Here is a 22,314-nt window from a genome sequence, read left to right on the forward strand (position 1 = left end):
CATGCGGCGCATCCTCGTCATCGGCAGCCCGGGCGCGGGCAAGAGCACCCTGGCGCAGCGCCTCGCCATGCGCCTCGACCTGCCCCTGATTCACCTGGACCGAGAATATTTCGGCCCGGGCTGGGCCATGCCCTCCAAGGCGGAATGGCGGGACAAGGTGGCTCGCCTCTCGGCTCGTCCTGCGTGGGTCATGGACGGCAACTACGCGAGCACCTTCGATATCCGGGTGCCGCGGGCCGAGGCGATCGTGTGGCTGGACGTCCCCCGCTTGCAATGCGCTCTGAGTGTGCTGTGGCGGGTGGCTCGCAACTACGGCCGGGTCCGGCCCGACCTGGGACCCGACTGCAGCGAGCGCTTCGACTGGTCCTTCATGCGCTGGATCTGGTCTTATCCTGAGCAGATGCGAGGGAAGACCGCGCGCCTGCTCGAGAGACGAAGTGCGCATCAGCGCGTTTACGTCCTGCGCTCCCGCGCCGAAATCCCGGCCCTCGAGGCCGAACTTGTCTCCTACCGAGGGGCCGCCTGAATGCCGACCTTTCGCACCACCCGGCCCGTGAAGCACAGCGCGGACCAGATGTTCGCCCTCGTGGCCGACGTCGAGCGGTACCCTGAGTTTCTTCCGCTTTGCGAGGAGCTTCGCATCCTGCGCCGCGTCCAGAGCGGCGAGGGGATCGAGACCCTCGTCGCCTCCATGACGGTCGGCTACAAGGCCATCCGAGAGAGCTTCACGAGCCGTGTGGCCCTCGACCACCCGCGCCTGCAGATCAACGTCGAGTACGTGAACGGGCCGTTCAAGTATCTCGAGAACCGCTGGACCTTCCGGCCGACGGCGAGTGGCAGCGACGTCGAGTTCTACATCAACTACGAGTTCAAGAGCTTCGCTCTGGGTCTGCTGATGGGAACCGTGTTCGACAAGGCGTTCAGGAAATTCGCGGAAGCCTTTGAGGAGAGGGCGGAAATCGTCTATGGAGAGCCATCGCCCGCTCGGGCCTGATCAGCCGAGCGCCCGTTCGAGGAGGCCGATGGCGTCCTCCACCGCCCGCCGCCGCACGTTTTCCCGTCCGAGATCGCCGTAGCGCCGCTCCAGATGGACAACCGGCGCACCCCTGCGCGCCAGCCCGAAATGCACGAGGCCGACTGGTTTCGTCGCCGTGGCCCCGGTGGGACCGGCAATGCCCGTGATGGCGACCGCCACATCGGCTCGAGAATGGGAGAGCGCCCCCTCGGCCATGGCCCTGGCGACGGGCTCGCTGACGGCCCCATAGGCTGCGATCTGGTCGGCCGGCACCCCGATGAGTTCGGTCTTCGCCTCGTTCGAATAGGTCACGAAGCCGCGTTCCACCACCGCCGAGGAGCCGGCGATCTCGGTGAGAAGGGCGGCCACGAGGCCTCCGGTGCAGGATTCCGCGGTCGCGATCTTCAGCCGCTGGGCCTCGTAGGCCTTCAGCACGGCGGCGGCGCGGGCCTTGAGCTCGGGCGTCATGCGGGAACCTCCGGCAGGCGGATCGTAGCGGCGGCTTGGGCAGCGATGCCCTCGCTTCGTCCCGTGAAGCCGAGCTTCTCGGTAGTGGTCGCCTTGAGGGAGACCTGATCGACGCGAAGGCCCGCGATCTCGGCGATCCGCTGGCGCATGGCCTCCCGGTGCGGACCGAGGCGGGGCTTCTCGCAAAGGAGGGTGGTGTCGAGATGATCCACGATCCCGCCCCGCTGCCGCACCAGTTCGACCGCATGGGCCAGGAACCGGTCCGAGGACGCACCGCGCCATTGCGGGTCGCTTGGTGGGAAGTGAGTTCCGATGTCGCCGTCCGCCAAGGCGCCGAGGATCGCGTCGGTCAGGGCATGCAGAATCACGTCGCCGTCGGAATGGGCGAGCACGCCGCGATCGTGCGGCACCCGGATGCCGCCGAGCCAGACATGGTCGCCTTCCGCGAAGGCGTGGACGTCGAAGCCGGTTCCGAGCCGAGTCAAGTAGGCCATGGATACGCCTTTCAGCCTTCGCTCCGCCGCACTGAAATCGACGGGATGGGTCAGCTTGATATTGCCGGGATCGCCGTCGAAGACCCGAACGGGGAGCCCGGCCCATTCGGCGAGGGCCCCGTCGTCGGTGAACCCGTGGAGCTCTACAGCGGCGGCTTTGCGGTGGGCTTCACTCAACATGGCGTACGGGAAAGCCTGAGGGGTCTGCACCGCCCGCAGCGCGGTGCGATCCGGTGTGGAGACGACGGCGCCCTGAGGATCGACCACCTTGATGGTATCCGTGACCGGAATCCCCGGGACGGCCGCACCCTGTCGCCCGGCCGCTATGGCGCGCTCGATCAGGTCGGGGGTGACGAACGGGCGGGCGGCGTCGTGGACGAGAACGACGACGTCAGCCGTCGCCGCCAGAGTTTCGAGACCCAGACGGACGGAATCCTGCCGTGTCTCTCCGCCATATGCCGGCGGGAGGAGGCGCTGCGATTCGGAAAGCCCAACTTCCGCAATGCTTTGCTCATAGAGCGCCCGGTCGTCGGGATGGATTACCACGACCACCTGGTCGATCTCCGGATGGGACAGAAAGGCCGCCAGCGTTCGGGTCAGCATCGGTGTTCCGGCGAGGGAGCGGTACTGTTTCGGCAGTCCTTCTCCCGCGCGGGATCCGCGTCCGGCGGCGACGATGAGGGCGACGACTGGCATGAAGGGCGGCTCTCCGTTGCTCCGACCCTCCTAAGCAACCCTGATGGCGAAGGCAAATCGACCTCGGCGGCATGTGCATTCCACCTGAGACACCTTTCCGCAGGGGCTTGTGCTATGCCCGGTTTTGGCTATTGATTAGGCAGAATGAGAGTTGATCAAAAATTAGGCGGAACGAGTTTCGATGTCGGTCCGGTCAGGATCGGGACGCCGACCGTTCTCGCACCCTTGTCCGGAGTGACCGACGTCGCCTTCCGGCGCATTGCCAAGCGTCTCGGCGCAGGTCTCGTCGTGTCCGAGATGGTCGCCTCGGACGAATTGGTCAAAGGCTCGGACGAGGCGCAGCTTCGCGCCGAGGGGGCGGGAATCGAGCCGCATGTGGTGCAGCTCGCCGGATGCGACCCGGCCTGGATGGCGCGCGCCGTCGCAGTCGCCCAGGAGGCCGGGGCGCGGATCATCGACATCAACATGGGTTGCCCGGCGAAGCGGGTCATCGGCGGCTATGCCGGGTCCGCATTGATGCGGGACCTCGACCATGCCTGCCGGCTGATCGATGCGACCGTGAAGGCAGCGAGCGTGCCGGTCACCGTCAAGATGCGCCTCGGCTGGGACCACGCATCGATCAACGCACCCGAACTCGCGCGGCGGGCTGAGGCGCTCGGCGTCAGGGCCGTGACCGTGCATGGGCGGACGCGGCAGCAATTCTACAAGGGAAAAGCCGATTGGGCTGCGATTGCGCCCGTCGTCCAGGCGGTCGGCATTCCGGTCATCGCCAACGGCGATATCGGGACGGTCGAAGACGCCCGTGCCTGCCTGGCCGCCTCGGGGGCCGCGGCAGTAATGATCGGGCGCTCGGCCGTGGGCCGGCCCTGGCTCGTCGGCCAGATCGGTGCGGCGCTGCAGGGAAGGGTGCTTCCCGACCCTGAGCCGGATGTCATGGCGGAGATCGCCGTCGAGCACTACGAGGGGCTGCTCTCGCTCTATGGCGAGGCGACCGGCATCCGGCACGCGCGCAAGCATCTGGCAGCCTATGCCGATGCGGCGATCGCCGCGGGCTTTCAGGTGCCGGCGTCCACCAGGACGGCCCTCGTCACGTCGGAGGAGCCCCGCACCGTCGTCGCCCTGCTGCGCACCCTCTATGACCGTCGGGAGCGGGAGGCGGCATGACGATCGCCATCAACGATCTCATCATGAATGCGCTGCCGCTGCCGGTCCTGACCATCGGGCCGGCGCAGCAGGTAACCCACGCCAATACGGCGGCCGAGTCGTTCTTCGAGATGAGCCTGCGCATGATGCAGCGCCAGAAGCTCAGCGACTTCTTTCCCTTCGGCTCACCCGTCATGGCCCTCGTGGAGGACGTACGCCAGCGGGGATCGAGCGTGAGCGAGCACCGGGTCGACATCGGCAGCCCTCGTCTCGGCGCCGAGCGGATCGTCGACGTGTTCGCGACCCCTTTGGGGGACGACAGCGACAGCGTTGTGATCATGCTCCAGGAGCGCACCATCGCCGACAAGATGGACCGCCAGCTCACCCATCGCGGCGCGGCCCGATCGATCACGGCGCTGGGCGCCATGCTGGCGCACGAGATCAAGAATCCGCTCTCAGGCATCCGCGGCGCGGCGCAACTGCTCGAGCAGTCCGCCGCCGAGGACGACCGGCTGCTGACGCGGCTCATCTGCGACGAGACCGACCGGATCGTGAAGCTGGTCGAGCGCATGGAGCTGTTCGGCGAGGAGCGGCCGGTGGAGCGTGGCCCCATCAACGTGCATGGCGTCCTCGACCACGTGAAGCGCCTGGCCCAGTCCGGCTTCGCGCGTCACATCCGCTTTGTCGAGAACTACGATCCGTCCCTTCCGCCGGTGCTCGGCAACCGGGACCAGCTCGTCCAGGTCGTCCTGAACCTCGTCAAGAACGCCGCCGAGGCCATCGGCATTGATGCGTCGGACGGGGAGATCGTCCTGAGCACGGCGTTCCGTACCGGCGTGCGGCTCCAGGTTCCCGGTTCCCAGGAGCGCCTGAGCCTCCCGATCGAGCTCGGCATCAGCGACAACGGCTCGGGCATCCCGCCGGACCTCGCCAGCGATCTCTTCGAGCCCTTCGTCACCACCAAGGTGCAGGGCAGCGGCCTCGGCCTCGCGCTCGTGGCCAAGATCGTGGGCGACCACGGCGGCATCGTCGAGTGCGATCCGGCCCCCAGACGCACCACTTTCCGAATTCTCCTGCCGATGCACCGTGCCGATGACGGTCGCGCGGCCGACATGTGAGGCTTGAGCCCATGCCCAGCGGACAGATCCTTCTTGCTGACGACGATGCCGCAATCCGCACCGTCCTGAACCAGGCTCTGTCGCGGGCCGGGTACGAGGTGCGGTCCACCAGCAATGCCGCAACGCTCTGGCGCTGGGTGTCGCAAGGCGAGGGCGACCTCGTCATCACGGACGTGATGATGCCGGACGAGAACGCGTTCGACCTTCTTCCGCGGATCAAGAAGCAGCGGCCGGACCTGCCGATCATCGTCATGAGCGCGCAGAACACCTTCATGACGGCGATCAAGGCCTCGGAACGGGGCGCCTACGAGTACCTGCCGAAGCCCTTCGACCTGAAGGAGCTCGTCGCCGTCGTCGGCCGTGCGCTCTCGCGCCCTCGGGCCGTCTCCAGCCAGAACCCGGTCGCGGAGAACGAGGACATTCCCCTGGTCGGGCGCTCCCACGCCATGCAGGAGATCTACCGGGCGCTCGCACGCCTGATGCCGACGGACCTGACGGTGATGATCACGGGCGAGTCGGGCACCGGCAAGGAGCTGGTAGCGCGTGCGCTCCACGATTACGGCAAGCGCCGTCAGGGACCCTTCGTGGCCGTCAACATGGCGGCGATCCCGCGCGAGCTGATCGAATCGGAGCTGTTCGGCCACGAGAAGGGGGCCTTCACGGGAGCCACCGCGCGCAACACGGGCCGGTTCGAGCAGGCCGAGGGCGGTACTCTGTTCCTCGACGAGATCGGCGACATGCCGATGGAGGCCCAGACTCGCCTCCTGCGCGTCCTGCAGCAGGGCGAGTACACCACAGTCGGAGGACGGGTGCCGATCAAGACCAACGTCCGCATCGTCGCGGCGACCAACAAGGACCTGCGGGTTCTGATCCAGCAGGGCCTGTTCCGCGAGGACCTGTTCTTCCGGCTGAACGTGGTTCCGTTGCGCCTGCCACCGCTGCGTGAGCGGGTCGAGGACATTCCGGACCTCGTGCGGCACTTCTTCGTGCTGGTGGAGAAAGAAGGGCTGGCCCGCAAGCAGGTCGACGTGGAGGCCATGGACCGGCTCAAGCGCTACCGCTGGCCCGGAAACGTGCGCGAGCTCGAGAATCTGGTGCGTCGCCTCGCCGCCCTCTACCCTCAGGATACGATCACCGGCGCGATCATCGACGCGGAGCTGGACGCTCAGCCGATGCTCCTGCCGGTCGCTGCCTCCAAGGCCGACCGCCTCCACGAATCGGAAGGGCTGTCCGATGCGGTTGAGCGGCATCTGGCCGAGTATTTCTCCGGCTTCCGCGACACGCTGCCGCCGCCTGGCCTGTATCATCGGATCCTGCGCGAGATCGAGGGGCCCCTGATCGGGGCCGCCCTGGCCGCGACCCGTGGCAATCAGATCCGGGCCGCGGAGCTTCTCGGGGTCAACCGAAATACCCTTCGCAAGAAGGTCCGAGACCTGGAGTTGTCGGTCGTGCGGTCCGGCCGCTAGGGCTGTATTAATTTGACCACAGTGTTGTGTTGGTGCATCACCCCATGAGGAGACGCGACGAACGCGTCTGATTTGTGGGGCCCCGTCTTGAGCAGCCAAGACATTCCAGCGCAGCGCCAGATGGCGGATATTCCGCAGCGCAGCTTCGGCTGGCTGGGACCCGTTGCCGTTTTGACGGCGCTCGCGTCCGCGCTGGCGACATTCCTCGTCCTGTCCGGGGCCACACCGATCCTCCCGACCCACGACGTGGTCGTTTGGGTCTTCATCCTCAACGGCATCCTGATCGCCCTGCTGATCGGGATCGTCGCCTGGCAGACCAAGAAGCTTGTGCGGGAACGCCGGGCGGGAGCCGCCGCGGCGGGCCTCCACGTGCGGATCGTCGGCCTGTTTAGTCTCGTAGCCGTGCTGCCGGCGATCCTGGTCGCAGTCGTCGCAACGGTCACACTGGAACGAGGGCTCGATCCCTGGTTCACGAGCTCCATCCGGGAGATCATGACCAGCACGGTCGAAATCGCGAAGTCATATCGTGAAATGCAGTGCCGCACCCTGGCGCGTGAGACGCAACTGATGGCGGCCGACCTGAACCGCGCCAAGGTGCTCTATGACGCGGACCCCAAGGTATTCCGGGACTTCATGCAGTCCCGGGCGGTCTTCCTCGGCTTCCCGCTCGCGATGATCGTCGAGAAGAATGGCACGGTGGTCGAGAAGATCGAGATCAAGCCGCTCGAAGGCGTGCCCCAGCCGAGCACCGCTGATCTCGACGATTCGAACAGCACCGACGCGCTCTGCCTGTTTCCGCGGACCGGCAACATCTTCCGGTCGATGCTGACGCTGGAGGCTCACGGCGGGCGGGTTCTCTACGTAGCGCGCGAGGTCGACCCGCGCGCCGTCGAGTTCCCGATCGCCGCCGAGGCCGGCATGGCGTTCTACATGGCCCTGGAGCAGAAGAAGGCCGGGATCCAGATCGCCTTCGCGTCGATGTTCACGCTCATCGCGCTGATCGTCCTGCTCTCCGCCATCTGGTTCGGATTGAACTTCGCGAACCGGCTGGTCGCCCCGATCCGGCGGCTGATTCACGCGACCGACCAGGTTGCGACCGGCAACTTCTACGTCCAGGTTCCCGTGCGGAAAGGTGAGGGCGATCTCGCCCATTTGGGAGAGACCTTCAACAAGATGACCTCGGAGCTGCGCCAGCAGCATGACGGCTTGACGGCCGCGAGCGAACTGATCGACCGCCGCCGCCGTTTCACGGAGGCGGTTCTGGCCGGTGTTTCGGCCGGGGTCATCGGCGTCGATGCTCGCGGCATCATCACCATCGTGAACCCGTCCACGGAGGCGCTGCTGGCGACCGGCCGCGACGAACTCCTGGGACGAGCGATCATGCTGGTCCTGCCCGAGGTGGCGGACCTCGTCGAAGAGATGAGCCACGGCCGCCAGCGGCTGATGCAGCGGCAGATCCAGATCACCCGGAAGGGCAAGGAGCGGACCATCAACGTCCGCGTCACGAGCGAGCATGCGCGCAGCGAGGATCGAGACCTCGTCATCACGCTCGACGACATCACCGATCTGGTGACGGCGCAACGCACGTCGGCCTGGGCCGACGTGGCGAGGCGCATCGCACACGAGATCAAGAACCCACTGACGCCGATCCAGCTTTCGGCGGAGCGGATCCGCCGCAAGTACGGCAAGGTCATCACCACCGACCGGGAGGTCTTCGATCAGTGCACGGACACGATCGTCCGGCAGGTCGACGACATCAAGCGGATGGTGGACGAGTTCTCGTCATTCGCCCGCATGCCGAAGCCGACGATCGGGAACGAGGATCTGGTCGAGACAATCCGTCAGGTGGTCTTCATGATGCGAATCGCGCATCCGGAGATCCAGTTCACGGACGATGTCCCGTCCGGGCCTGTGGTGGCGCCGTTCGACCGCCGCCTTCTCTCGCAGGCCTTCACCAACATCGTGAAGAATGCCACCGAGGCGATTGCGGCGGTGCCGGAGGAGGAGCGCGGCCAGGGCCGGATCTCCGTGATCCTCGACGACACGCATCCGGATTATCTGATCCTTGCGGTGACGGACAACGGCAAGGGCTTTCCGGCCGAGGGGCGTCAACGGCTCCTCGAGCCCTACATGACGACGCGCGAGGGAGGTACCGGGCTGGGCCTGCCGATCGTGAGCAAGATCCTGGAAGAGCATGGCGGGGGCATGGAGCTTGTCGACAACCCCGCCGGAAGGGGGGGACAGGTCCGAATGTGGATTCCCAAGAAGCACATCGCAGAGGAGCAGACTGCCGCGACCTCTGCCCGGACCGGATCGCAGGGGGCGCGCCAATGAGTGCTGACATTCTCGTCGTCGACGACGAAGCCGATATCCGCGAACTCGTCGCCGGCATCCTCGAAGATGAGGGGCACCGCACCCGTACGGCCGGAAGCTCCGACGAGGCGCTGGCCTCGATCGAGGCGCGGCGTCCGCACCTCGTTTTTCTCGATATCTGGCTTCAGGGAAGCCGCCTCGACGGCCTGCAGGTGCTCGACCTCGTCAAGGCGCAGCATCCGGACCTGCCCGTGGTGATGATCTCCGGCCACGGCAACATCGAGACCGCCGTCTCGGCCATCAAGTCCGGCGCATACGACTTCATCGAGAAGCCGTTCAAGGCGGACCGCCTCGTGCTCGTGGCCGAAAGGGCGCTCGAGGCGTCCCGCCTGAAGCGCGAGGTGCGCGACCTTCGTGCGCGCTCGGTGCAGGCGAGCCGGATCGCCGGCCGGTCCATCGTGATCAACCAGCTGCGGCAGGCCGTGGAGCGGGCCGCGCCCACGAACGCCAGAATCCTGATCACCGGCGCTCCGGGAACCGGCAAGGAGCTTACGGCGCGCACGATCCACGGCATGTCGACCCGGGCGAACGGGCCGTTCGTCGTGCTCTCCGCCGCCACGATCACGCCGGAGAACATGGAGGCCGAACTCTTCGGCCTCGAGGGCAGCGAGGGCAGGGGACGCCGGGTCGGCGCCCTGGAGGAGGCCCACGGCGGCACCCTCTATCTCGACGAGATCGCCGACATGCCGCGCGAGACCCAGAACCGCATCCTGCGAGTCCTAGTGGACCAGAACTTCCAGCGGGTGGGGGGAACGACGCGCGTCCATGTGGATGTGCGCATCATCTCCTCGTCCAGCCGCGACCTGCCGGCGGAAATCGCCGCAGGACGCTTCCGCGAGGACCTCTTCCACCGCCTCGGCGTCGTTCCGATTCGGGTGCCGTCTCTGGCGGAGCGTCGCGAGGACGTGCCGGAGCTGATCGAGTTCTTCATGGACCAGATCTCCGCCGCCACGGGCCTGCCGAAGCGCACCATCGCGGAGGATGCGATGGCCGTTCTCCAGTCGCATGACTGGCCGGGGAACGTCCGACAGCTCCGGAACAACGTGGAACGCCTGCTGATTCTCTCCTCGGGCGACCTGGACGCGGCCATCACGGCCGACATGCTGCCTTCCGAGATCGGAACGCTCGTTCCGACCACGCCTGGCGGCTCGGGCGGCGAGAAGCTGATGAGCCTGCCGCTGCGAGAGGCGCGGGAGATCTTCGAACGGGAGTATTTGCTGGCTCAGATCGCCCGGTTCAGCGGCAACATCTCGCGAACCGCCGAATTCATCGGAATGGAGCGGTCGGCCCTCCATCGAAAGTTGAAGTCCCTGGGGATCGGGGGGTAGGCCTCATCCACGGAAAATATGCGCGGAGGGGGTAGAACTGCCATGTTACCCCTTGCGTAACGGTAATCTTCGCCCTGTAATAAGCCTGCCGGTCACCGACCGCACGCATGCGGACAACCATATAGTGGCGGCCCCATAGCCAAGACCGGCGGCGATGGGCTGGCGAGGCAACTTCAATGGCGGGCGATCGCGCGCAAAATCTTCAGGACACCTTTCTCAACTACGTCCGGAAGAACAAAATTCCCCTTACGATCTTCCTCGTGAACGGCGTCAAGCTCCAAGGCGTCGTCACCTGGTTCGACAATTTCTGTGTTCTCCTGCGTCGAGACGGGCATTCACAGCTCGTCTACAAGCATGCGATCTCCACCATCATGCCAGGTCAGCCCGTCCAGCTGTTCGATCAGATCGACGAGGCAGGCGAAAAGGCTTGAGGTGACGGAACCGCGCACACCGGGGGAACATCGTCTCGCTCACCTGGCCGAACCTGAGAAGGAGGTTGCGGCAGGAACGAAGACGCTCGTGGTCGGTCCTTACCTGACCCGGCGCCGTCGTGCGGCGGCTGGAGCTCCTGACGGGGAGGGGGATGAGACCAATCCCCGTCCGCCGGAGGCTCGGCTTGGGGAGGCGGCGGGCCTTGCGGCCGCCATCGACCTGTCCATCGTCCAGTCGATGATCACGCCGCTCGCCTCGCCCCGCCCTGCCACCTATATCGGCAGCGGCAAGGTGGAGGAGCTGGCCGGGCTGATCAAGGCCGAAGGAATCGGGCTTGTCGTCATGGACTGCGCGTTAAGCCCGGTCCAGCAACGCAATCTCGAAAAGGCCTGGGGCGCCAAGGTCATCGACCGCACGGGCCTGATTCTCGAAATCTTCGGGCGCCGGGCGCGGACGAAGGAGGGCACCCTTCAGGTCGAGCTCGCCCACCTCTCCTACCAGAAGGGCCGACTGGTCCGATCCTGGACCCACCTGGAGCGTCAGCGCGGCGGTTTCGGCTTCCTGGGCGGCCCGGGCGAGACCCAGATCGAGGCCGACCGGCGCCTGATCCAGGACCGGATGACCCGGATCGAGCGCGAGCTCGAAACGGTGGTGAAGACGCGTGCCCTGCATCGGACGAGCCGGAGGAGGGTGCCTTACCCGATCGTGGCGCTGGTCGGATACACGAATGCCGGCAAGTCGACCCTGTTCAATCGCATGACCCAGGCCGACGTGCTGGCGGAAAACATGCTGTTCGCCACCCTCGATCCGACCTCCCGCGCCATCGAACTGCCTCATGGCGAGAAGGCGATCCTGTCCGACACCGTCGGTTTCATCTCGGATCTGCCGACCATGCTGGTGGCGGCCTTCCGGGCGACCCTGGAGGATGTGGTCGAGGCGGACGTCCTGCTCCACGTCCGCGACGTCTCTCACGGCGAAACCGAGGCTCAGGCGGGCGACGTGGCGGTCGTTCTGCGCGAACTCGGGATCGATCCGAACGACACCCGACGGATCATCGAGGTCTGGAACAAGGCCGATCTTCTGTCTCCGGAAGAGCGGGAGAGGCTGGCGACGGCGTCGGGCCGACAGGAAGACGAGCGGCGCCCGATCCTGATCTCGGCCCTCACGGGCGAGGGCATCCCGGAACTCCTGACGACCATCCAGGACCATCTCGCGATGGGACGGTTGAGCTACGAGGTCGATGTGGCGCCGGAGGATGGCCAGGGGCTCGCTTGGCTGCACGAGAACACCGAGATCCTCGACCGCCGCACCCTCGAGAACGGGCACACGATCCTTCACGTGCGGCTCGGCTCCGGCAAGGAGCCCCGATTCCTGAATCGGTTCCCGACCGCCCGGGTCCTATGAGGAGCGGGGCTCCCGCTCCGCCCGCTTGGCCTCGACCCAAAGCTCCTCCATCTCGTCGAGGGATGCCGCTTCCAGCGATTTCTGTTTCCGTCCGAGCGCACGCTCCACGGCGCCGAAGCGCCGCTCGAACTTGGCATTGGTCCTGCGCAGCGCGGTCTCCGGGTCGATACCGTAGTGGCGCGCCAGATTGCTGACGGCGAAGAGAAGATCGCCGATCTCGTCCTCGACCTTGTCTCTGTCGCCGCTTGAACACGCTTCCTTAACCTCCTCCAGCTCCTCGTGAATCTTGTCGATCACCTGAGATGCGTCGGGCCAGTCGAACCCGACCTTCGCGGCCTTGGTCGTAAGCTTCTGGGCACGGGTGAGGGCGGGTAGGGTGGTCGGGATTCCACCGAGGAACCCCCTCTCCTCATCCTGCATGGGTTGGCCGAGCTTCTCCCGGGACAGGCGCCGTTCCGCCTTCTCCTCCTGCTTGATCTCGTCCCACAGCAGCTTGACCTGGTCCGGCGAGAGATCGCGGGCATCGCCGAAGACGTGCGGATGGCGGCGGATGAGCTTGCGGGTGATCGCCTCCACGACGTCCGGAAACGCGAAAAGGCTTTTTTCCGCTGCCATTTGGGCGTGGAACACCACCTGGAGCAGGAGATCGCCCAGTTCCTCCTTCAGATCCGCGAAATCTCCGCGCTCGATCGCATCCACCACCTCGTACGCCTCCTCCAGGGTATAGGGGGCGATCGAGTGGAAATCCTGCTCCTGGTCCCAGGGGCAGCCGGTGTCGGGGTTGCGCAGGGCCGCCATGATCTCCAGGAGCCGAGAGATGTCCGAGGAAGGCTTCATCCGAATGTCACCAGGTGTCAGAAGGCAAATGGGGTTCGACCATGTGACCCATGTCCGGAGGACGCAAGTCCGATCTTACCGGAAGCGGCGGCGGAGCCGGAAGGCGAGGGAGGAGAGCTGGCTCCGATTCACCGTGATGATGAGGATCCCGCACAGCGCGATGAGCGATCCGAGGCCGGTCCGAAGATCGAAGCGGTCGCCCGTGATGGCGATGCCGAGAGCCACCGTCAGAAGGGGGTTCATGACGATCAGGGGCGCAATGATGTTCGCGGGGTACTTCTGGATGAGGCCGTAATAGAGCGTATGGGCGAATAGCGAGACCACGAGGGCCGAGAAGAGAACGGCTCCGACGAACGGCCACCCGGCCCTCATCGCCAGATCGACCTGTCCAGTCTCCAGCCCCGTCGTCATGACAACGAGCGGCAGCACCGAGGCCAGACCGACCCAGGCCTGGAACTGGATCGGCTTGACACCACTGATCTGCTTCATGAGCACGGCCGCGAGCGATCCCACGAAGGCGGCCGCGCCGATCAGCGCGAGGCCGCCCGACAGGGCGAACGCTTCCCCGGGCTTCCACATCACCAGCACCCCGCCCAGGAAGGTCAGGGCGATGCCGATCCCACGCCGCCAGTCGATGGTCTCCCGGAGCATGGTGAATGACAGAAGCGCCGTGAACGGCAGACCGAGCTGGCTGACGACCGCCGAGCTCGATGGCGTCGCGGTCTTGATGCCGAGGAAGAACAGCGCAAAGCCTCCGCCGCCCATCAGAAAGCCGACCAGGAGAACGCGCCATGGCGGACGCGGAAACGGCACGAGCCAAGGGGCCGCGACGAGCGCCACGATCCCGAAGCGCACGGCGGCGTAGAACAGCGGCGGGATCTCCATGCCGGAGACCACGAGCTTGCTGACGATCGTGTGAGCCGCCCAGGTCAGGCAGACCAGAAATGCGATCGAAAAATCCCGGACGGTCATGCTCCGATTAAGGCCGGTCCGGCGCGATGATCAATCCGTTCCTGACGCGGATCAGGCATGATTTCTCATAAAGCGGAGCGGGAAGGGTGCTTGTGCCAACAAGCTCACCGCTTGGCTATTTACAAGGAGACCCCTGGTGCGGAGCCTTGAGGGCGCAACGCCGGGACGCCACGGAGGCGAAGGAGGAACCGAACGAGGTCCCCGCTCCTCACGCACCTATGTCAGAGCAGCCGCGCGCCTTCATACCGCGCGAAGACGGACCGACCGCCGGAACCGAACAGAACCACATCGTAGGTGTCTGGCGCCGTCCCATCGACTTCCATGCCTGGCGATCCGACCGGCATTCCGGGAACGGCCAATCCCTGGCCGGCGGGTTTCGCTGCCAGCAGGCGCTTGACCGCATCGGCCGGAACATGGCCCTCGATCACATAGCCGGCGACCTCGGCCGTATGACACGAGGCCAGATCGTCCGGAACCCCCAGGCGAGCCTTCACCCGGTTGATCTGCAGGGTGGACACCACCTCAACGGTAAACCCAGCACGACGCATGTGATCGACCCAGCCTTCGCAGCAGCCGCAATTCGGATCTTTGGTGACGCGAACCGTCGGCAGGGCCGTATCCGCCAGGACAGGTCCCGCGACAATCACGGCGCCTGCGACCGCAAATGCGATGAGAAGTCGGCGGCGGTCGAGCATGTAAAATCTCCATTCATCGGGCGACGAGCCGAACAGGCACTACGCGGCTCAAGTCATAGGCGCCTTGATGCACATCACGTCGGGATCACCCCATGGGAAAACAAGGCGCGGTCCGAAAGCCCGATTGATCGAGAAGGCATGGCACAGCAGAGGGAAGAGCAACCGCGGCTGGAGGTCCGCCTTCCGTTACATCGAATTCGCATAAGATATATTATGGAACCAAAATGATGGGACAGGTGTTCAGCGGATCCTGGGGCTTCTCTTTGGTCCATCTGGAGCCAAGCCATAGACGGATGATCCGTGTAGCAGATCTCCATCGGTCATCAATCAGTCAAGACACGAATGGAATGGGCGGACGCAGAGAGTTGCGCCTGCCCCGGTCACTCCGTCCATGGATCAGACCACGGCCTCGGCACCGCCCTTCATCGTGACCGGGATCATCAGGTACCGGACCCCATTGGCTTCAGCGGGCGGAAACTTGCCAGCGCGGATGTTCACCTGGATCGACGGCAGCAGAAGCCGCGGTGCCGCGAGCTTGGCGTCCCGGGCCGTCCGCATGGCAACGAACTCGTCTTCGGTGACGCCTTCCTTGACGTGGACGTTCTGCCCGCGCTGTTCGCCGACCGTCGTCTCCCAGGCGTAGCTGTCCCGGCCCGGCGCCTTGTAGTCGTGGCACATGAAGAGCCTGGTCGCCGGCGGCAGTGCCAGGAGGCGCTTGATCGAGCGGTAGAGCTGATGCGCATCGCCGCCCGGGAAATCGGCTCTGGCGGTTCCATAATCCGGCATGAACATCGTGTCGCCGACGAACACCGCATCCTCGATCTTATAGGAGACGTCCGCGGGCGTGTGGCCTGGCGTGTGCATCACCTCGACGTCGAGATCGCCGATCCTGAAATGTTCCTCGTCCCGGAACAGGTGGTCGAAGTCGCGCCCGCTGGCGTCCAGGTCGGAGGCGTTGAAGATCGGGCGGAAGATCCGCTGCACGTCCTTGATGTGCTCGCCGATGCCGATCCTGGCTCCCGTCTTGGCCTTGATGTAGGGCGCGCCCGACAGGTGATCGGCATGGGCATGAGTCTCGAGCGCCCATTCGACCACGTAACCCGCCTCCCCGGCCGCCGCCAGGATCGCCTCGACGGAACGGGTGTCGACCGTGCCGGAGGCGTAGTCGTAGTCGAAGACCGGGTCGATGATGGCGGCCTTCCTCGTCGCCGGATCGGCGACCAGATAACTGACCGTATTGGTCGGCTCGTCGAAGAACGCCCGGATGATGGGTTTGCCTGACATGGTCTGAACTCCTGCTCGGCGCCAGCGCCGTTATTGACAATGTATGAGTGATATCTAAATAAGCAATATCTAATTTAATTCTGAGTTCGACCCGACCCGGAGATTGACCATGTCCCTTCCTGTCATCGCACCCGAAGAAGCCAAGCGCCTTCTCGAACAGGGCGCCGTCCTCGTCGATATCCGCGAGCCGGACGAACATGTGCGCGAAAAGATCCCGGGCGCACGGCTGATGCCGCTCTCGAAGCTCGACGAGGCGGATCTCGCCCTCCATGACGGGACACCGGTGATCTTCCACTGCCGCAGCGGGGCGCGCACCAAAGGGAATGCCGCACGCCTTGCGGGCAAGGCCTCCAGTGCCTGTGACGCTTACATTGTCGAGGGTGGCCTCGAGGCCTGGAAGAAGGCGGGCCTGCCGGTCGTGGCCGACCGTCGCCAGCCGCTCGAACTCCAGCGGCAGGTGCAGATCGGCGCCGGCAGCCTGGCGCTTTTCGGCACCCTGCTCGGGCTCCTTCTCTCGCCCCTGTTCTTCATCGTGCCGGGCTTCGTCGGAGCCGGGCTGATGGTGGCAGGCATCACGGGTTTCTGCGGCCTGGCGCGAGTTCTCGCAAAAGCGCCCTGGAACCGGGCGGTCTACGGCCGGCCAGACGCGGCGCGCACCGCCTGATCGGGAACACTTCTGGAGACGGACATGCTGTCCCTCACCCAAAGCGCCCTCGGGCTGGTATCGGGCTCGCTGGTCGGCTTCTCCCTCGGCCTCGTAGGCGGGGGCGGATCGATCCTGGCCGTGCCGCTGCTGGTCTATCTGGTCGGTGTCGCGAACCCGCATGTGGCGATCGGCACCAGCGCCATCGCGGTCGCGGCCAACGCGGCGGCCAATCTCGTGAACCATGCCCGCGCAGGCAACGTCAAATGGCGCTGTGCCTTGGTCTTTGCCGCAGCGGGCATGCTCGGGGCCTTCGGCGGGTCGACGCTCGGCAAGCTGGTGGACGGTCAGAAGCTTCTCGCTCTCTTCGCGGTTCTGATGATGGTGGTCGGCGCCCTTATACTCCGGGGTCGGCACGGCGAGGGCGATGCTTCGGTTCGGCTCGGCCGCGACAACCTGCCGAAGCTCGTCGGATTGGGGCTGGGTGCCGGCATCCTGTCGGGCTTCTTCGGCATCGGCGGCGGCTTCCTGATCGTCCCCGGGCTGATGCTCGCGACCGGCATGCCGATCCTGAACGCGGTCGGATCATCCCTTGTCGCGGTCACGGCCTTCGGCCTGACCACGGCGGCGAACTACGCCATTTCCGGTCTCGTCGACTGGAAACTGGCGCTCCTATTCATCGCCGGCGGCATCATGGGAGGCCTGCTGGGCGCCCGTTCGGCGAAGGAACTCTCGGGAAAGCGCGGCGCGCTCAACCTGGTCTTCGCGGCGCTCATCTTCGCCGTGGCGCTCTACATGCTGGTCCGGAGCCTTGGCCAGTTCTGAGCAGCAAAGGCGGCCGGCGAGCGCCGCCCCGAACGGAAAGGACATCTCATGAAGATCGCAAAGCTCACGGACGGTTTCTCGGTGGCGCCCCAACTGTCCGTAAGGGACGTCGAGGCGGCTTCCGCCGCAGGATTCCGCCTCCTGATCAACAACCGCCCGGATGGCGAGGCACCGGATCAGCCGACCAGCGCCGAGCTCTCCGCGGCCGCACGCCGCCTGGGTCTCGACTACCGCCATGTTCCGGTCGTCCCGGGCCAGATCTCCGACGAGCAGGTCGCGGCCATCAGGAAGGCGTTGGCGGAGGGGCAGGGACCCGCCCTCGCCTTCTGCCGCAGCGGCACACGGTCGGCGACCCTGTGGGCGCTTGCCTCCGCCGACACGATGCCTCCGGAGGAGATCCTGAGGACGGCAGGGGACGCGGGCTACGATCTTTCGGCCCTCCGCGGCCGGATTTCCGAAGCCGCCAGCCGTCACGCCGGAGAAACGTGAGCGCTCAGTCGGCGAGGATCTGCATTCCGTCGTAGGCGGGCTCCACGTTCGGCGGGAGTTCGCCCCGAAGCCTTTCGTAGTCCAGATCGGAGTGCAGGTTGGTCAGGATCGCACGCTTCGGCTTGACCTCGTCGATGAGGGAGAGCGCCTCCGACACCGAGAAATGGGTCGGATGCGGCGTGTAGCGGAGCGCGTCGATGATCAGGACGTCGAGGTCCTGAAAATGGCGCATGCTGGCCTTGGGCAGTTCGCTCACGTCGGGCGCGTAGGCGATCCTGTCGAACCGGAAGCCCAAGGCGTCGATGTCGCCGTGCACCATCCGGAACGGCATCGCCCGGATAGCCCCGCCGGGACCTGAAACGACGGTTTCTCGGTCATGGTCCAGACGATGGGCCTCGAGAATGGGCGGATAGCCGCTGCCGGGCGGGGTCTCGAAGCAATAGCCGAAGCGGATCAGCAGCAGCTCGCTCGTGGTTCGATCCGCATAGATCGGGATCTTCCGGCGCATCGAAATCACCAGGGGGCGCAGATCGTCGATCCCGTGGGTGTGGTCGGCGTGCTCGTGGGTGTACAGCACGGCGTCGAGGCGCTTCACGTCGGCCCCGAGAAGCTGCTCGCGCAGGTCGGGGGAGGTATCGATCAGAACGCTCGTCGTTCCCTCGGCCCCTGCCCGCTCGACCAGAAGCGAGCACCGCCGCCGCCGATTCTTCGGGTTCGACGGATCGCAGGCGCCCCAGCCTGCGCCGACGCGCGGAACCCCGCCGGAAGAGCCGCAGCCGAGAATCGTCAGTTTCAGGCTCATGCGGCGGCTTGCCTGTCAGCCGCCGCCGCCTTCGAGAAGAGGCGGTAGAAATTGGCGGTCGTGATCTCGGCGATCTCGGATTCGGTCGCGCCGATCACCTCCGCCAGCGTCCTGGCGGTGTGGGCCACATAGGCAGGTTCGTTGGTCTTGCCCCTGTAAGGGACCGGCGCCAGGTAGGGCGCATCGGTCTCGACCAGCAGCCGATCCCGCGGGACCTGGGCGGCGATGCGGCGGATATCCTCCGAGTTCCGGAACGTCAAGATTCCCGAGAACGAGACATAGAGCCCCAAATCAACGCCGACCTGCGCCAGTTGCTCGCCGGACGAGAAGCAGTGCAGAACGGCGCCGAACCGCCCTCGCCCCATCTCGTCGGACAGGATCTCGATCATGTCCTCGTCGGCGTTGCGGGCATGAATCACGAGGGGCAGACCTGTTTCCCGCGTGGCCGCGATATGGGTGCGGAACACCTTCCGCTGCACATCCCGAGGGCTCTTGTCATAGTGGTAATCGAGCCCGGCTTCGCCGATGGCGATGCAGCGCGGGTGAGCCGAAAGCGCGACGAGGCGCGACGCCGGCACGTCCGGCTCCTCGGCGGCATTATGAGGGTGCGTCCCGACCGTGAAGAAAACGTCTCGATGAGCCTCGGCAAGGGCGCGATAGGTCTCGAACCGGGCCACATGGGTGGAGATCGTCACCATCCGGCCGATGCCGGCCTCGGCAGCATGAGCCAGCACCTCGGGGAGGCGGGCCTGGAGATCGGGAAAGTCGAGGTGGCAGTGGCTGTCGATCAACATGAGGAAAGGCGCCCTCCTCTTCCGACGCCTCGTTTTGCGTGGCCTCACCCATAAGCGGATGAGACTGTTCCGTCTAGCGACGACCCATTTCGGCAATGGACGATTGCTGGGTATCGTCCTTCTCGTGCTCCCGAATCTGCCGCATCCGCGCCTGATGTCGTTGCACCACTTGCTCGTCGCAATCCTGCGGCCGGGTGACCGGCACGGTGAGGCAGACGCTCTGAGCCGGAAGCACATCGCACCAGTGCGCGATCAGGTTCTTATAGCGCGTTCCGACGGGGCGGATGTTGCGCTGGAGATCGTAGAGGCCCACGGGGGTGACCCGATTGTTCTCCTCCCGCAACGCCGTGTCCCAATCCATCTGGTCGGTGAGCGAGTACCAGGTGAAGCCGACGATCGGAACGCCCGTGTTCCGGACCCGCAGCACGTTGGCCCATTGCTTCCAGAGCCAGTTGACCGCCTCGTCCCCGTTCGGACCTTCCATCAGGTTGGTCTCGGTGTGCATGACCGGGAGCCGGTAGCGGTCGTAGTACTGGCGGGTGATCTCGTCGTAGCCGAACACGTCGCCCGCCGCCACGGATCTGCCGTCCTCCGTGACCCGGTGCTCGTTCGTGACGTAGTAGTCGTTGCCCATGATGCAGTGGTGGCGCAGGGACGAGCGATTGAGGAAGAAATGGTACTCGTCGCGGGTCATGCCGCTGTCCAGCAGGAATTCGTACATTTCCGAGTCGACCCGGCGGCCGTAATTGAGGTCGAGGGACAGGAATCGACGGGAGTTCAGGATTTCGGCCGGCTTGATCGCATCCGGGTTCTCGGCGTGGAAATATTCGGAGGATTCGCTCTGGACGAAGATCGCATCGGGCCGGACCTTCAGGATCCGCTCCATCGCCATCACGTTGGCCTTCACGATATGCTTCAGGGCCGTCACGAAGGCGGTGTCGCTGCTCAACTGCTCGTTCCACCAGCCATAGGCTGCCGAGAACGTAGCGCAGATGAACATCTCGTTGATCGGCGTGTAGAGCTGAACCCAGGGGAAGCGGCGGGCGAAATCCTCCGCGTAGGCTGCAAAAAGCGTCGGAAAGTCTGGATTCTGGAAGTTGCCGATCCAGTCCGGCACCCCGAAATGGCAGAGATCGACGATCGGAATGACGTTGCGCCTGTGAAGCTCGCCGAACGTCTCGTCGGCAAAGCTCCAGTCGTACCGGCCAGGGCCCAGGAACGTCCGGTGCAGCGGCGGACCATAGCGGAGGACCTGAATTTCGAGCTCTTCGAGCAGCGCGAAATCGGTCTGCCAGTATTTGTAGTGGCCGCACTTCTCCATCTGGTCGATGCGGGTGCGGCCGTTATTGATGGTCGGGATGCTGTTCTCGATCCCGGTCGCGAACATGAAGGTGGTGTACATCTTACACTTCCGCCGTAGGCCCGAAGGCCCATCAAAGCGGAAGCGTCAGGATGCCTCCGCCTCGATGTAACGCGGAAAGATCGGCGCAGGTTGCGGCAAGGGCGTGGCAGGCGCTAGCCGGTTCTCCGGCCCGACGAGGGCCAGCACCCGGTTCTCCGGAGCCACCGACAGGAGGTCGAGAAGCTTGGCGGCCGCTTCGGGCACGAAGGGCTGGGCCAGGATGCCGACTGCGCGCAGGACCTCCGCCGTCACGTAGAGGACCGTGGCCATCCTGGCCGGATCCGTCTTCCGCAGCACCCAGGGCTCCTGCGAGGCGAAGTAGCGGTTGGCCTCCGCCACCACGGCCCAGATCTCCGCGAGCGCGTTGTGGACGGCAAAGCCTTCCATTGCCGCCCTCGCCTTCCCCGGCAGGGCATCGGCGAGCCAGAGCATGTCCTGGTCCGCCTGGGTGAGTTCGCCGGGCTGCGGCACGGCGCCCGCACAATTCTTCGCGATCATAGACAGCGAACGCTGGGCTAGGTTGCCGAGGTCGTTCGCCAGATCGGCGTTGATCCGATTGACGATAGCCTCATGCGAGTAGTTGCCGTCTTGGCCGAACGGAACCTCCCGCATGAAGAAGTAGCGGAGCTGGTCGACCCCGTAGAGATCGGCGAGGTCGAAGGGATCGATCACGTTGCCGACCGACTTCGACATCTTCTCCCCGCGGTTGAACAGGAAGCCGTGGCCGAAGACCCGCTTCGGGAGCGGCAGGCCTGCCGACATCAGGAAGGCCGGCCAGTAGACCGTGTGGAAGCGGACGATGTCCTTGCCGATGATGTGCACGTCGGCCGGCCAGTAGTGCCAGCGCGGGTTGCTTTCGTCCGGGAAGCCGCAGCCGGTCACGTAGTTGTTGAGGGCGTCGACCCAAACATACATCACGTGCTTCGGGTTGCCCGGAACCGGCAGGCCCCAGTTGAAGGTGGTGCGGCTGATCGAGAGGTCCTGCAGGCCGGACCGGACGAAGCTGACGATCTCGTTGCGCCGGGTGTCGGGGCCGATGAAGTCCGGATTGGCCTTGTAGTGGTCGAGCAGGCGATCCTGGTAGGCCGAGAGGCGGAAGAAATAGCTCTCCTCCTCGATCCATTCCACCGGCGTGCCTGTGGGTGCGCGCCAGCTGCCGTCGGGCTGCTTGGTCAGCTCGCTTTCGTCGTAATAGGCCTCGTCCCGGACCGAGTACCAGCCGGAATACTTGGATAGATAAATGTCCCCGGCCTCCTCCATCCGGCGCCAGAGCTCATGGGTCGATGGAAGGTGGTCCGCATCGGTGGTGCGGATGAAGCGGTCGTAAGAGCAGTTCAGCCGGTCGGCCATGTCCTTGAACTTGGCCGCCATCTCGTCGACGAAGGCCTTCGGGGTCGTGCCGTTCCGGTCGGCGGTCTGCTGGATCTTCAGGCCGTGCTCGTCGGTGCCCGTCATGAAGAACACGTCGAACCCGTCGATGCGCTTGAAGCGCGCGATCGCGTCGGAGGCGACGATCTCATATGCGTGTCCGATATGGGGGGCGCCATTCGGATAGGAGATGGCCGTCGTGATGTAGAACTTCTGCTTCTCGGCCATGTTGAACCCTTGCCGTCAGAACCTTCGAACCCGCCGTC

22 protein-coding genes are annotated in these 22,314 nt (G+C 65.4%); 12 read left to right on the top strand and 10 right to left on the bottom strand.

Annotated elements, in window-relative coordinates; translation table 11 throughout:
- Nucleotide 1 precedes the first annotated feature (1 nt).
- Entirely contained in the window at nt 2-526 is a 525-nt protein-coding gene (locus DES45_RS19420; RefSeq protein ID WP_114771700.1) for a P-loop NTPase family protein, read from the top strand.
- The gene (locus DES45_RS19425; protein WP_114771701.1) at nt 527-994 is read left to right on the top strand and encodes a type II toxin-antitoxin system RatA family toxin; all 468 of its coding nucleotides are present in this window, start codon (nt 527-529) and stop codon (nt 992-994) included.
- On the opposite strand, the gene DES45_RS19430 is transcribed toward DES45_RS19425, so the two are convergent.
- Both DES45_RS19430 and DES45_RS19435 read right to left on the bottom strand, forming a co-directional pair.
- On the bottom strand, nt 995-1,483 hold the full coding sequence (locus DES45_RS19430; RefSeq protein WP_114771702.1) for a CinA family protein: 489 nt from the start codon (nt 1,481-1,483) through the stop codon (nt 995-997).
- Complete coding sequence (locus tag DES45_RS19435; RefSeq protein ID WP_114771703.1) at nt 1,480-2,673, bottom strand: bifunctional 2-C-methyl-D-erythritol 4-phosphate cytidylyltransferase/2-C-methyl-D-erythritol 2,4-cyclodiphosphate synthase; 1,194 nt, start codon at nt 2,671-2,673, stop codon at nt 1,480-1,482. The genes DES45_RS19430 and DES45_RS19435 overlap by 4 nt, the downstream gene beginning before the upstream one ends.
- 144 nt (nt 2,674-2,817) lie before the next feature.
- On the opposite strand from DES45_RS19435, the gene dusB reads away from it, so the two are divergent.
- From dusB to hflX, 7 genes are all read left to right on the top strand, one after another.
- Entirely contained in the window at nt 2,818-3,837 is a 1,020-nt protein-coding gene (dusB, locus tag DES45_RS19440) for a tRNA dihydrouridine synthase DusB (RefSeq protein WP_114771704.1), read from the top strand.
- Nucleotides 3,834-4,934: a two-component system sensor histidine kinase NtrB gene (locus DES45_RS19445; RefSeq protein ID WP_114771705.1), complete on the top strand. Its 1,101-nt coding sequence runs from the start codon at nt 3,834-3,836 to the stop codon at nt 4,932-4,934. The genes dusB and DES45_RS19445 overlap by 4 nt, the downstream gene beginning before the upstream one ends.
- An 11-nt stretch (nt 4,935-4,945) precedes the next feature.
- Nucleotides 4,946-6,400 carry a nitrogen regulation protein NR(I) gene (gene ntrC / locus DES45_RS19450; RefSeq protein ID WP_114771706.1) on the top strand — a complete coding sequence of 485 codons (1,455 nt, stop codon included), beginning with the start codon at nt 4,946-4,948 and terminating at the stop codon, nt 6,398-6,400.
- A 120-nt stretch (nt 6,401-6,520) separates the two neighbouring features.
- Nucleotides 6,521-8,734, top strand: a complete 2,214-nt coding sequence (locus DES45_RS19455; RefSeq protein ID WP_170151571.1) for a sensor histidine kinase NtrY-like — start codon at nt 6,521-6,523, stop codon at nt 8,732-8,734.
- Complete coding sequence (gene ntrX, locus DES45_RS19460; protein ID WP_114771708.1) at nt 8,731-10,101, top strand: nitrogen assimilation response regulator NtrX; 1,371 nt, start codon at nt 8,731-8,733, stop codon at nt 10,099-10,101. The genes DES45_RS19455 and ntrX overlap by 4 nt, the downstream gene beginning before the upstream one ends.
- A gap of 176 nt (nt 10,102-10,277) precedes the next feature.
- On the top strand, nt 10,278-10,532 hold the full coding sequence (hfq, locus tag DES45_RS19465; protein ID WP_114188605.1) for an RNA chaperone Hfq: 255 nt from the start codon (nt 10,278-10,280) through the stop codon (nt 10,530-10,532).
- Nucleotide 10,533: 1 nt separating this feature from the next.
- Nucleotides 10,534-11,937 carry a GTPase HflX gene (gene hflX / locus DES45_RS19470; protein ID WP_114771709.1) on the top strand — a complete coding sequence of 468 codons (1,404 nt, stop codon included), beginning with the start codon at nt 10,534-10,536 and terminating at the stop codon, nt 11,935-11,937.
- Here hflX and mazG read toward each other — a convergent pair.
- From mazG to DES45_RS19490, 4 genes are all read right to left on the bottom strand, one after another.
- On the bottom strand, nt 11,932-12,774 hold the full coding sequence (gene mazG / locus DES45_RS19475) for a nucleoside triphosphate pyrophosphohydrolase (RefSeq protein WP_114771710.1): 843 nt from the start codon (nt 12,772-12,774) through the stop codon (nt 11,932-11,934). The genes hflX and mazG overlap by 6 nt on opposite strands.
- 75 nt (nt 12,775-12,849) lie before the next feature.
- Nucleotides 12,850-13,746, bottom strand: a complete 897-nt coding sequence (locus DES45_RS19480) for a DMT family transporter (protein WP_114771711.1) — start codon at nt 13,744-13,746, stop codon at nt 12,850-12,852.
- A 221-nt stretch (nt 13,747-13,967) separates the two neighbouring features.
- Complete coding sequence (locus DES45_RS19485) at nt 13,968-14,441, bottom strand: DUF411 domain-containing protein (RefSeq protein ID WP_114771712.1); 474 nt, start codon at nt 14,439-14,441, stop codon at nt 13,968-13,970.
- Nucleotides 14,442-14,837: 396 nt separating this feature from the next.
- On the bottom strand, nt 14,838-15,725 hold the full coding sequence (locus DES45_RS19490; protein ID WP_114771713.1) for an MBL fold metallo-hydrolase: 888 nt from the start codon (nt 15,723-15,725) through the stop codon (nt 14,838-14,840).
- A 109-nt stretch (nt 15,726-15,834) separates the two neighbouring features.
- Here DES45_RS19490 and DES45_RS19495 point away from each other — a divergent pair, with 109 nt between their 5' ends.
- From DES45_RS19495 to DES45_RS19505, 3 genes are read left to right on the top strand one after another with little or no spacing between them, the layout of a single operon-like run.
- Nucleotides 15,835-16,389 (top strand): rhodanese-like domain-containing protein, encoded by a 555-nt coding sequence (locus tag DES45_RS19495; RefSeq protein ID WP_114771714.1) that lies wholly within the window; start codon nt 15,835-15,837, stop codon nt 16,387-16,389.
- A gap of 24 nt (nt 16,390-16,413) precedes the next feature.
- The gene (locus tag DES45_RS19500) at nt 16,414-17,193 is read left to right on the top strand and encodes a sulfite exporter TauE/SafE family protein (RefSeq protein ID WP_114771715.1); all 780 of its coding nucleotides are present in this window, start codon (nt 16,414-16,416) and stop codon (nt 17,191-17,193) included.
- Between the two features lie 48 nt (nt 17,194-17,241).
- On the top strand, nt 17,242-17,682 hold the full coding sequence (locus tag DES45_RS19505) for a protein tyrosine phosphatase family protein (RefSeq protein WP_114771716.1): 441 nt from the start codon (nt 17,242-17,244) through the stop codon (nt 17,680-17,682).
- Nucleotides 17,683-17,686: 4 nt separating this feature from the next.
- Here DES45_RS19505 and DES45_RS19510 read toward each other — a convergent pair whose 3' ends face one another.
- The 4 genes from DES45_RS19510 to metG all read right to left on the bottom strand — a co-directional run bounded on the left by DES45_RS19510 (nt 17,687) and on the right by metG (nt 22,276).
- Entirely contained in the window at nt 17,687-18,484 is a 798-nt protein-coding gene (locus DES45_RS19510; protein WP_114771717.1) for an MBL fold metallo-hydrolase, read from the bottom strand.
- Entirely contained in the window at nt 18,481-19,278 is a 798-nt protein-coding gene (locus DES45_RS19515; RefSeq protein WP_114771718.1) for a TatD family hydrolase, read from the bottom strand. Before DES45_RS19515 ends, DES45_RS19510 begins: the two co-directional genes overlap by 4 nt.
- Before the next feature lie 73 nt (nt 19,279-19,351).
- The gene (locus tag DES45_RS19520) at nt 19,352-20,680 is read right to left on the bottom strand and encodes a family 1 glycosylhydrolase (protein WP_114771719.1); all 1,329 of its coding nucleotides are present in this window, start codon (nt 20,678-20,680) and stop codon (nt 19,352-19,354) included.
- Between the two features lie 45 nt (nt 20,681-20,725).
- Nucleotides 20,726-22,276, bottom strand: a complete 1,551-nt coding sequence (metG, locus tag DES45_RS19525; protein ID WP_114771720.1) for a methionine--tRNA ligase — start codon at nt 22,274-22,276, stop codon at nt 20,726-20,728.
- Between the last annotated feature and the right edge of the window lie 38 nt (nt 22,277-22,314).

The organism is Microvirga subterranea, from assembly GCF_003350535.1.
GTDB lineage: Bacteria > Pseudomonadota > Alphaproteobacteria > Rhizobiales > Beijerinckiaceae > Microvirga > Microvirga subterranea.

Excerpts from the sequence above, each read along its gene's own strand:
- DES45_RS19420 (WP_114771700.1), top strand. The coding sequence starts at position 2 with ATGCGGCGCATCCTCGTCATCGGCAGCCCGGGCGCGGGCAAGAGCACC.
- DES45_RS19425 (WP_114771701.1), top strand. The coding sequence starts at position 527 with ATGCCGACCTTTCGCACCACCCGGCCCGTGAAGCACAGCGCGGACCAG.
- DES45_RS19430 (WP_114771702.1), bottom strand. The coding sequence starts at position 1,483 with ATGACGCCCGAGCTCAAGGCCCGCGCCGCCGCCGTGCTGAAGGCCTAC.
- DES45_RS19435 (WP_114771703.1), bottom strand. The coding sequence starts at position 2,673 with ATGCCAGTCGTCGCCCTCATCGTCGCCGCCGGACGCGGATCCCGCGCG.
- dusB (WP_114771704.1), top strand. The coding sequence starts at position 2,818 with ATGAGAGTTGATCAAAAATTAGGCGGAACGAGTTTCGATGTCGGTCCG.
- DES45_RS19445 (WP_114771705.1), top strand. The coding sequence starts at position 3,834 with ATGACGATCGCCATCAACGATCTCATCATGAATGCGCTGCCGCTGCCG.
- ntrC (WP_114771706.1), top strand. The coding sequence starts at position 4,946 with ATGCCCAGCGGACAGATCCTTCTTGCTGACGACGATGCCGCAATCCGC.
- DES45_RS19455 (WP_170151571.1), top strand. The coding sequence starts at position 6,521 with ATGGCGGATATTCCGCAGCGCAGCTTCGGCTGGCTGGGACCCGTTGCC.
- ntrX (WP_114771708.1), top strand. The coding sequence starts at position 8,731 with ATGAGTGCTGACATTCTCGTCGTCGACGACGAAGCCGATATCCGCGAA.
- hfq (WP_114188605.1), top strand. The coding sequence starts at position 10,278 with ATGGCGGGCGATCGCGCGCAAAATCTTCAGGACACCTTTCTCAACTAC.
- mazG (WP_114771710.1), bottom strand. The coding sequence starts at position 12,774 with ATGAAGCCTTCCTCGGACATCTCTCGGCTCCTGGAGATCATGGCGGCC.
- DES45_RS19480 (WP_114771711.1), bottom strand. The coding sequence starts at position 13,746 with ATGACCGTCCGGGATTTTTCGATCGCATTTCTGGTCTGCCTGACCTGG.
- DES45_RS19485 (WP_114771712.1), bottom strand. The coding sequence starts at position 14,441 with ATGCTCGACCGCCGCCGACTTCTCATCGCATTTGCGGTCGCAGGCGCC.
- DES45_RS19490 (WP_114771713.1), bottom strand. The coding sequence starts at position 15,725 with ATGTCAGGCAAACCCATCATCCGGGCGTTCTTCGACGAGCCGACCAAT.
- DES45_RS19495 (WP_114771714.1), top strand. The coding sequence starts at position 15,835 with ATGTCCCTTCCTGTCATCGCACCCGAAGAAGCCAAGCGCCTTCTCGAA.
- DES45_RS19500 (WP_114771715.1), top strand. The coding sequence starts at position 16,414 with ATGCTGTCCCTCACCCAAAGCGCCCTCGGGCTGGTATCGGGCTCGCTG.
- DES45_RS19505 (WP_114771716.1), top strand. The coding sequence starts at position 17,242 with ATGAAGATCGCAAAGCTCACGGACGGTTTCTCGGTGGCGCCCCAACTG.
- DES45_RS19510 (WP_114771717.1), bottom strand. The coding sequence starts at position 18,484 with ATGAGCCTGAAACTGACGATTCTCGGCTGCGGCTCTTCCGGCGGGGTT.
- DES45_RS19515 (WP_114771718.1), bottom strand. The coding sequence starts at position 19,278 with ATGTTGATCGACAGCCACTGCCACCTCGACTTTCCCGATCTCCAGGCC.
- DES45_RS19520 (WP_114771719.1), bottom strand. The coding sequence starts at position 20,680 with ATGTACACCACCTTCATGTTCGCGACCGGGATCGAGAACAGCATCCCG.
- metG (WP_114771720.1), bottom strand. The coding sequence starts at position 22,276 with ATGGCCGAGAAGCAGAAGTTCTACATCACGACGGCCATCTCCTATCCG.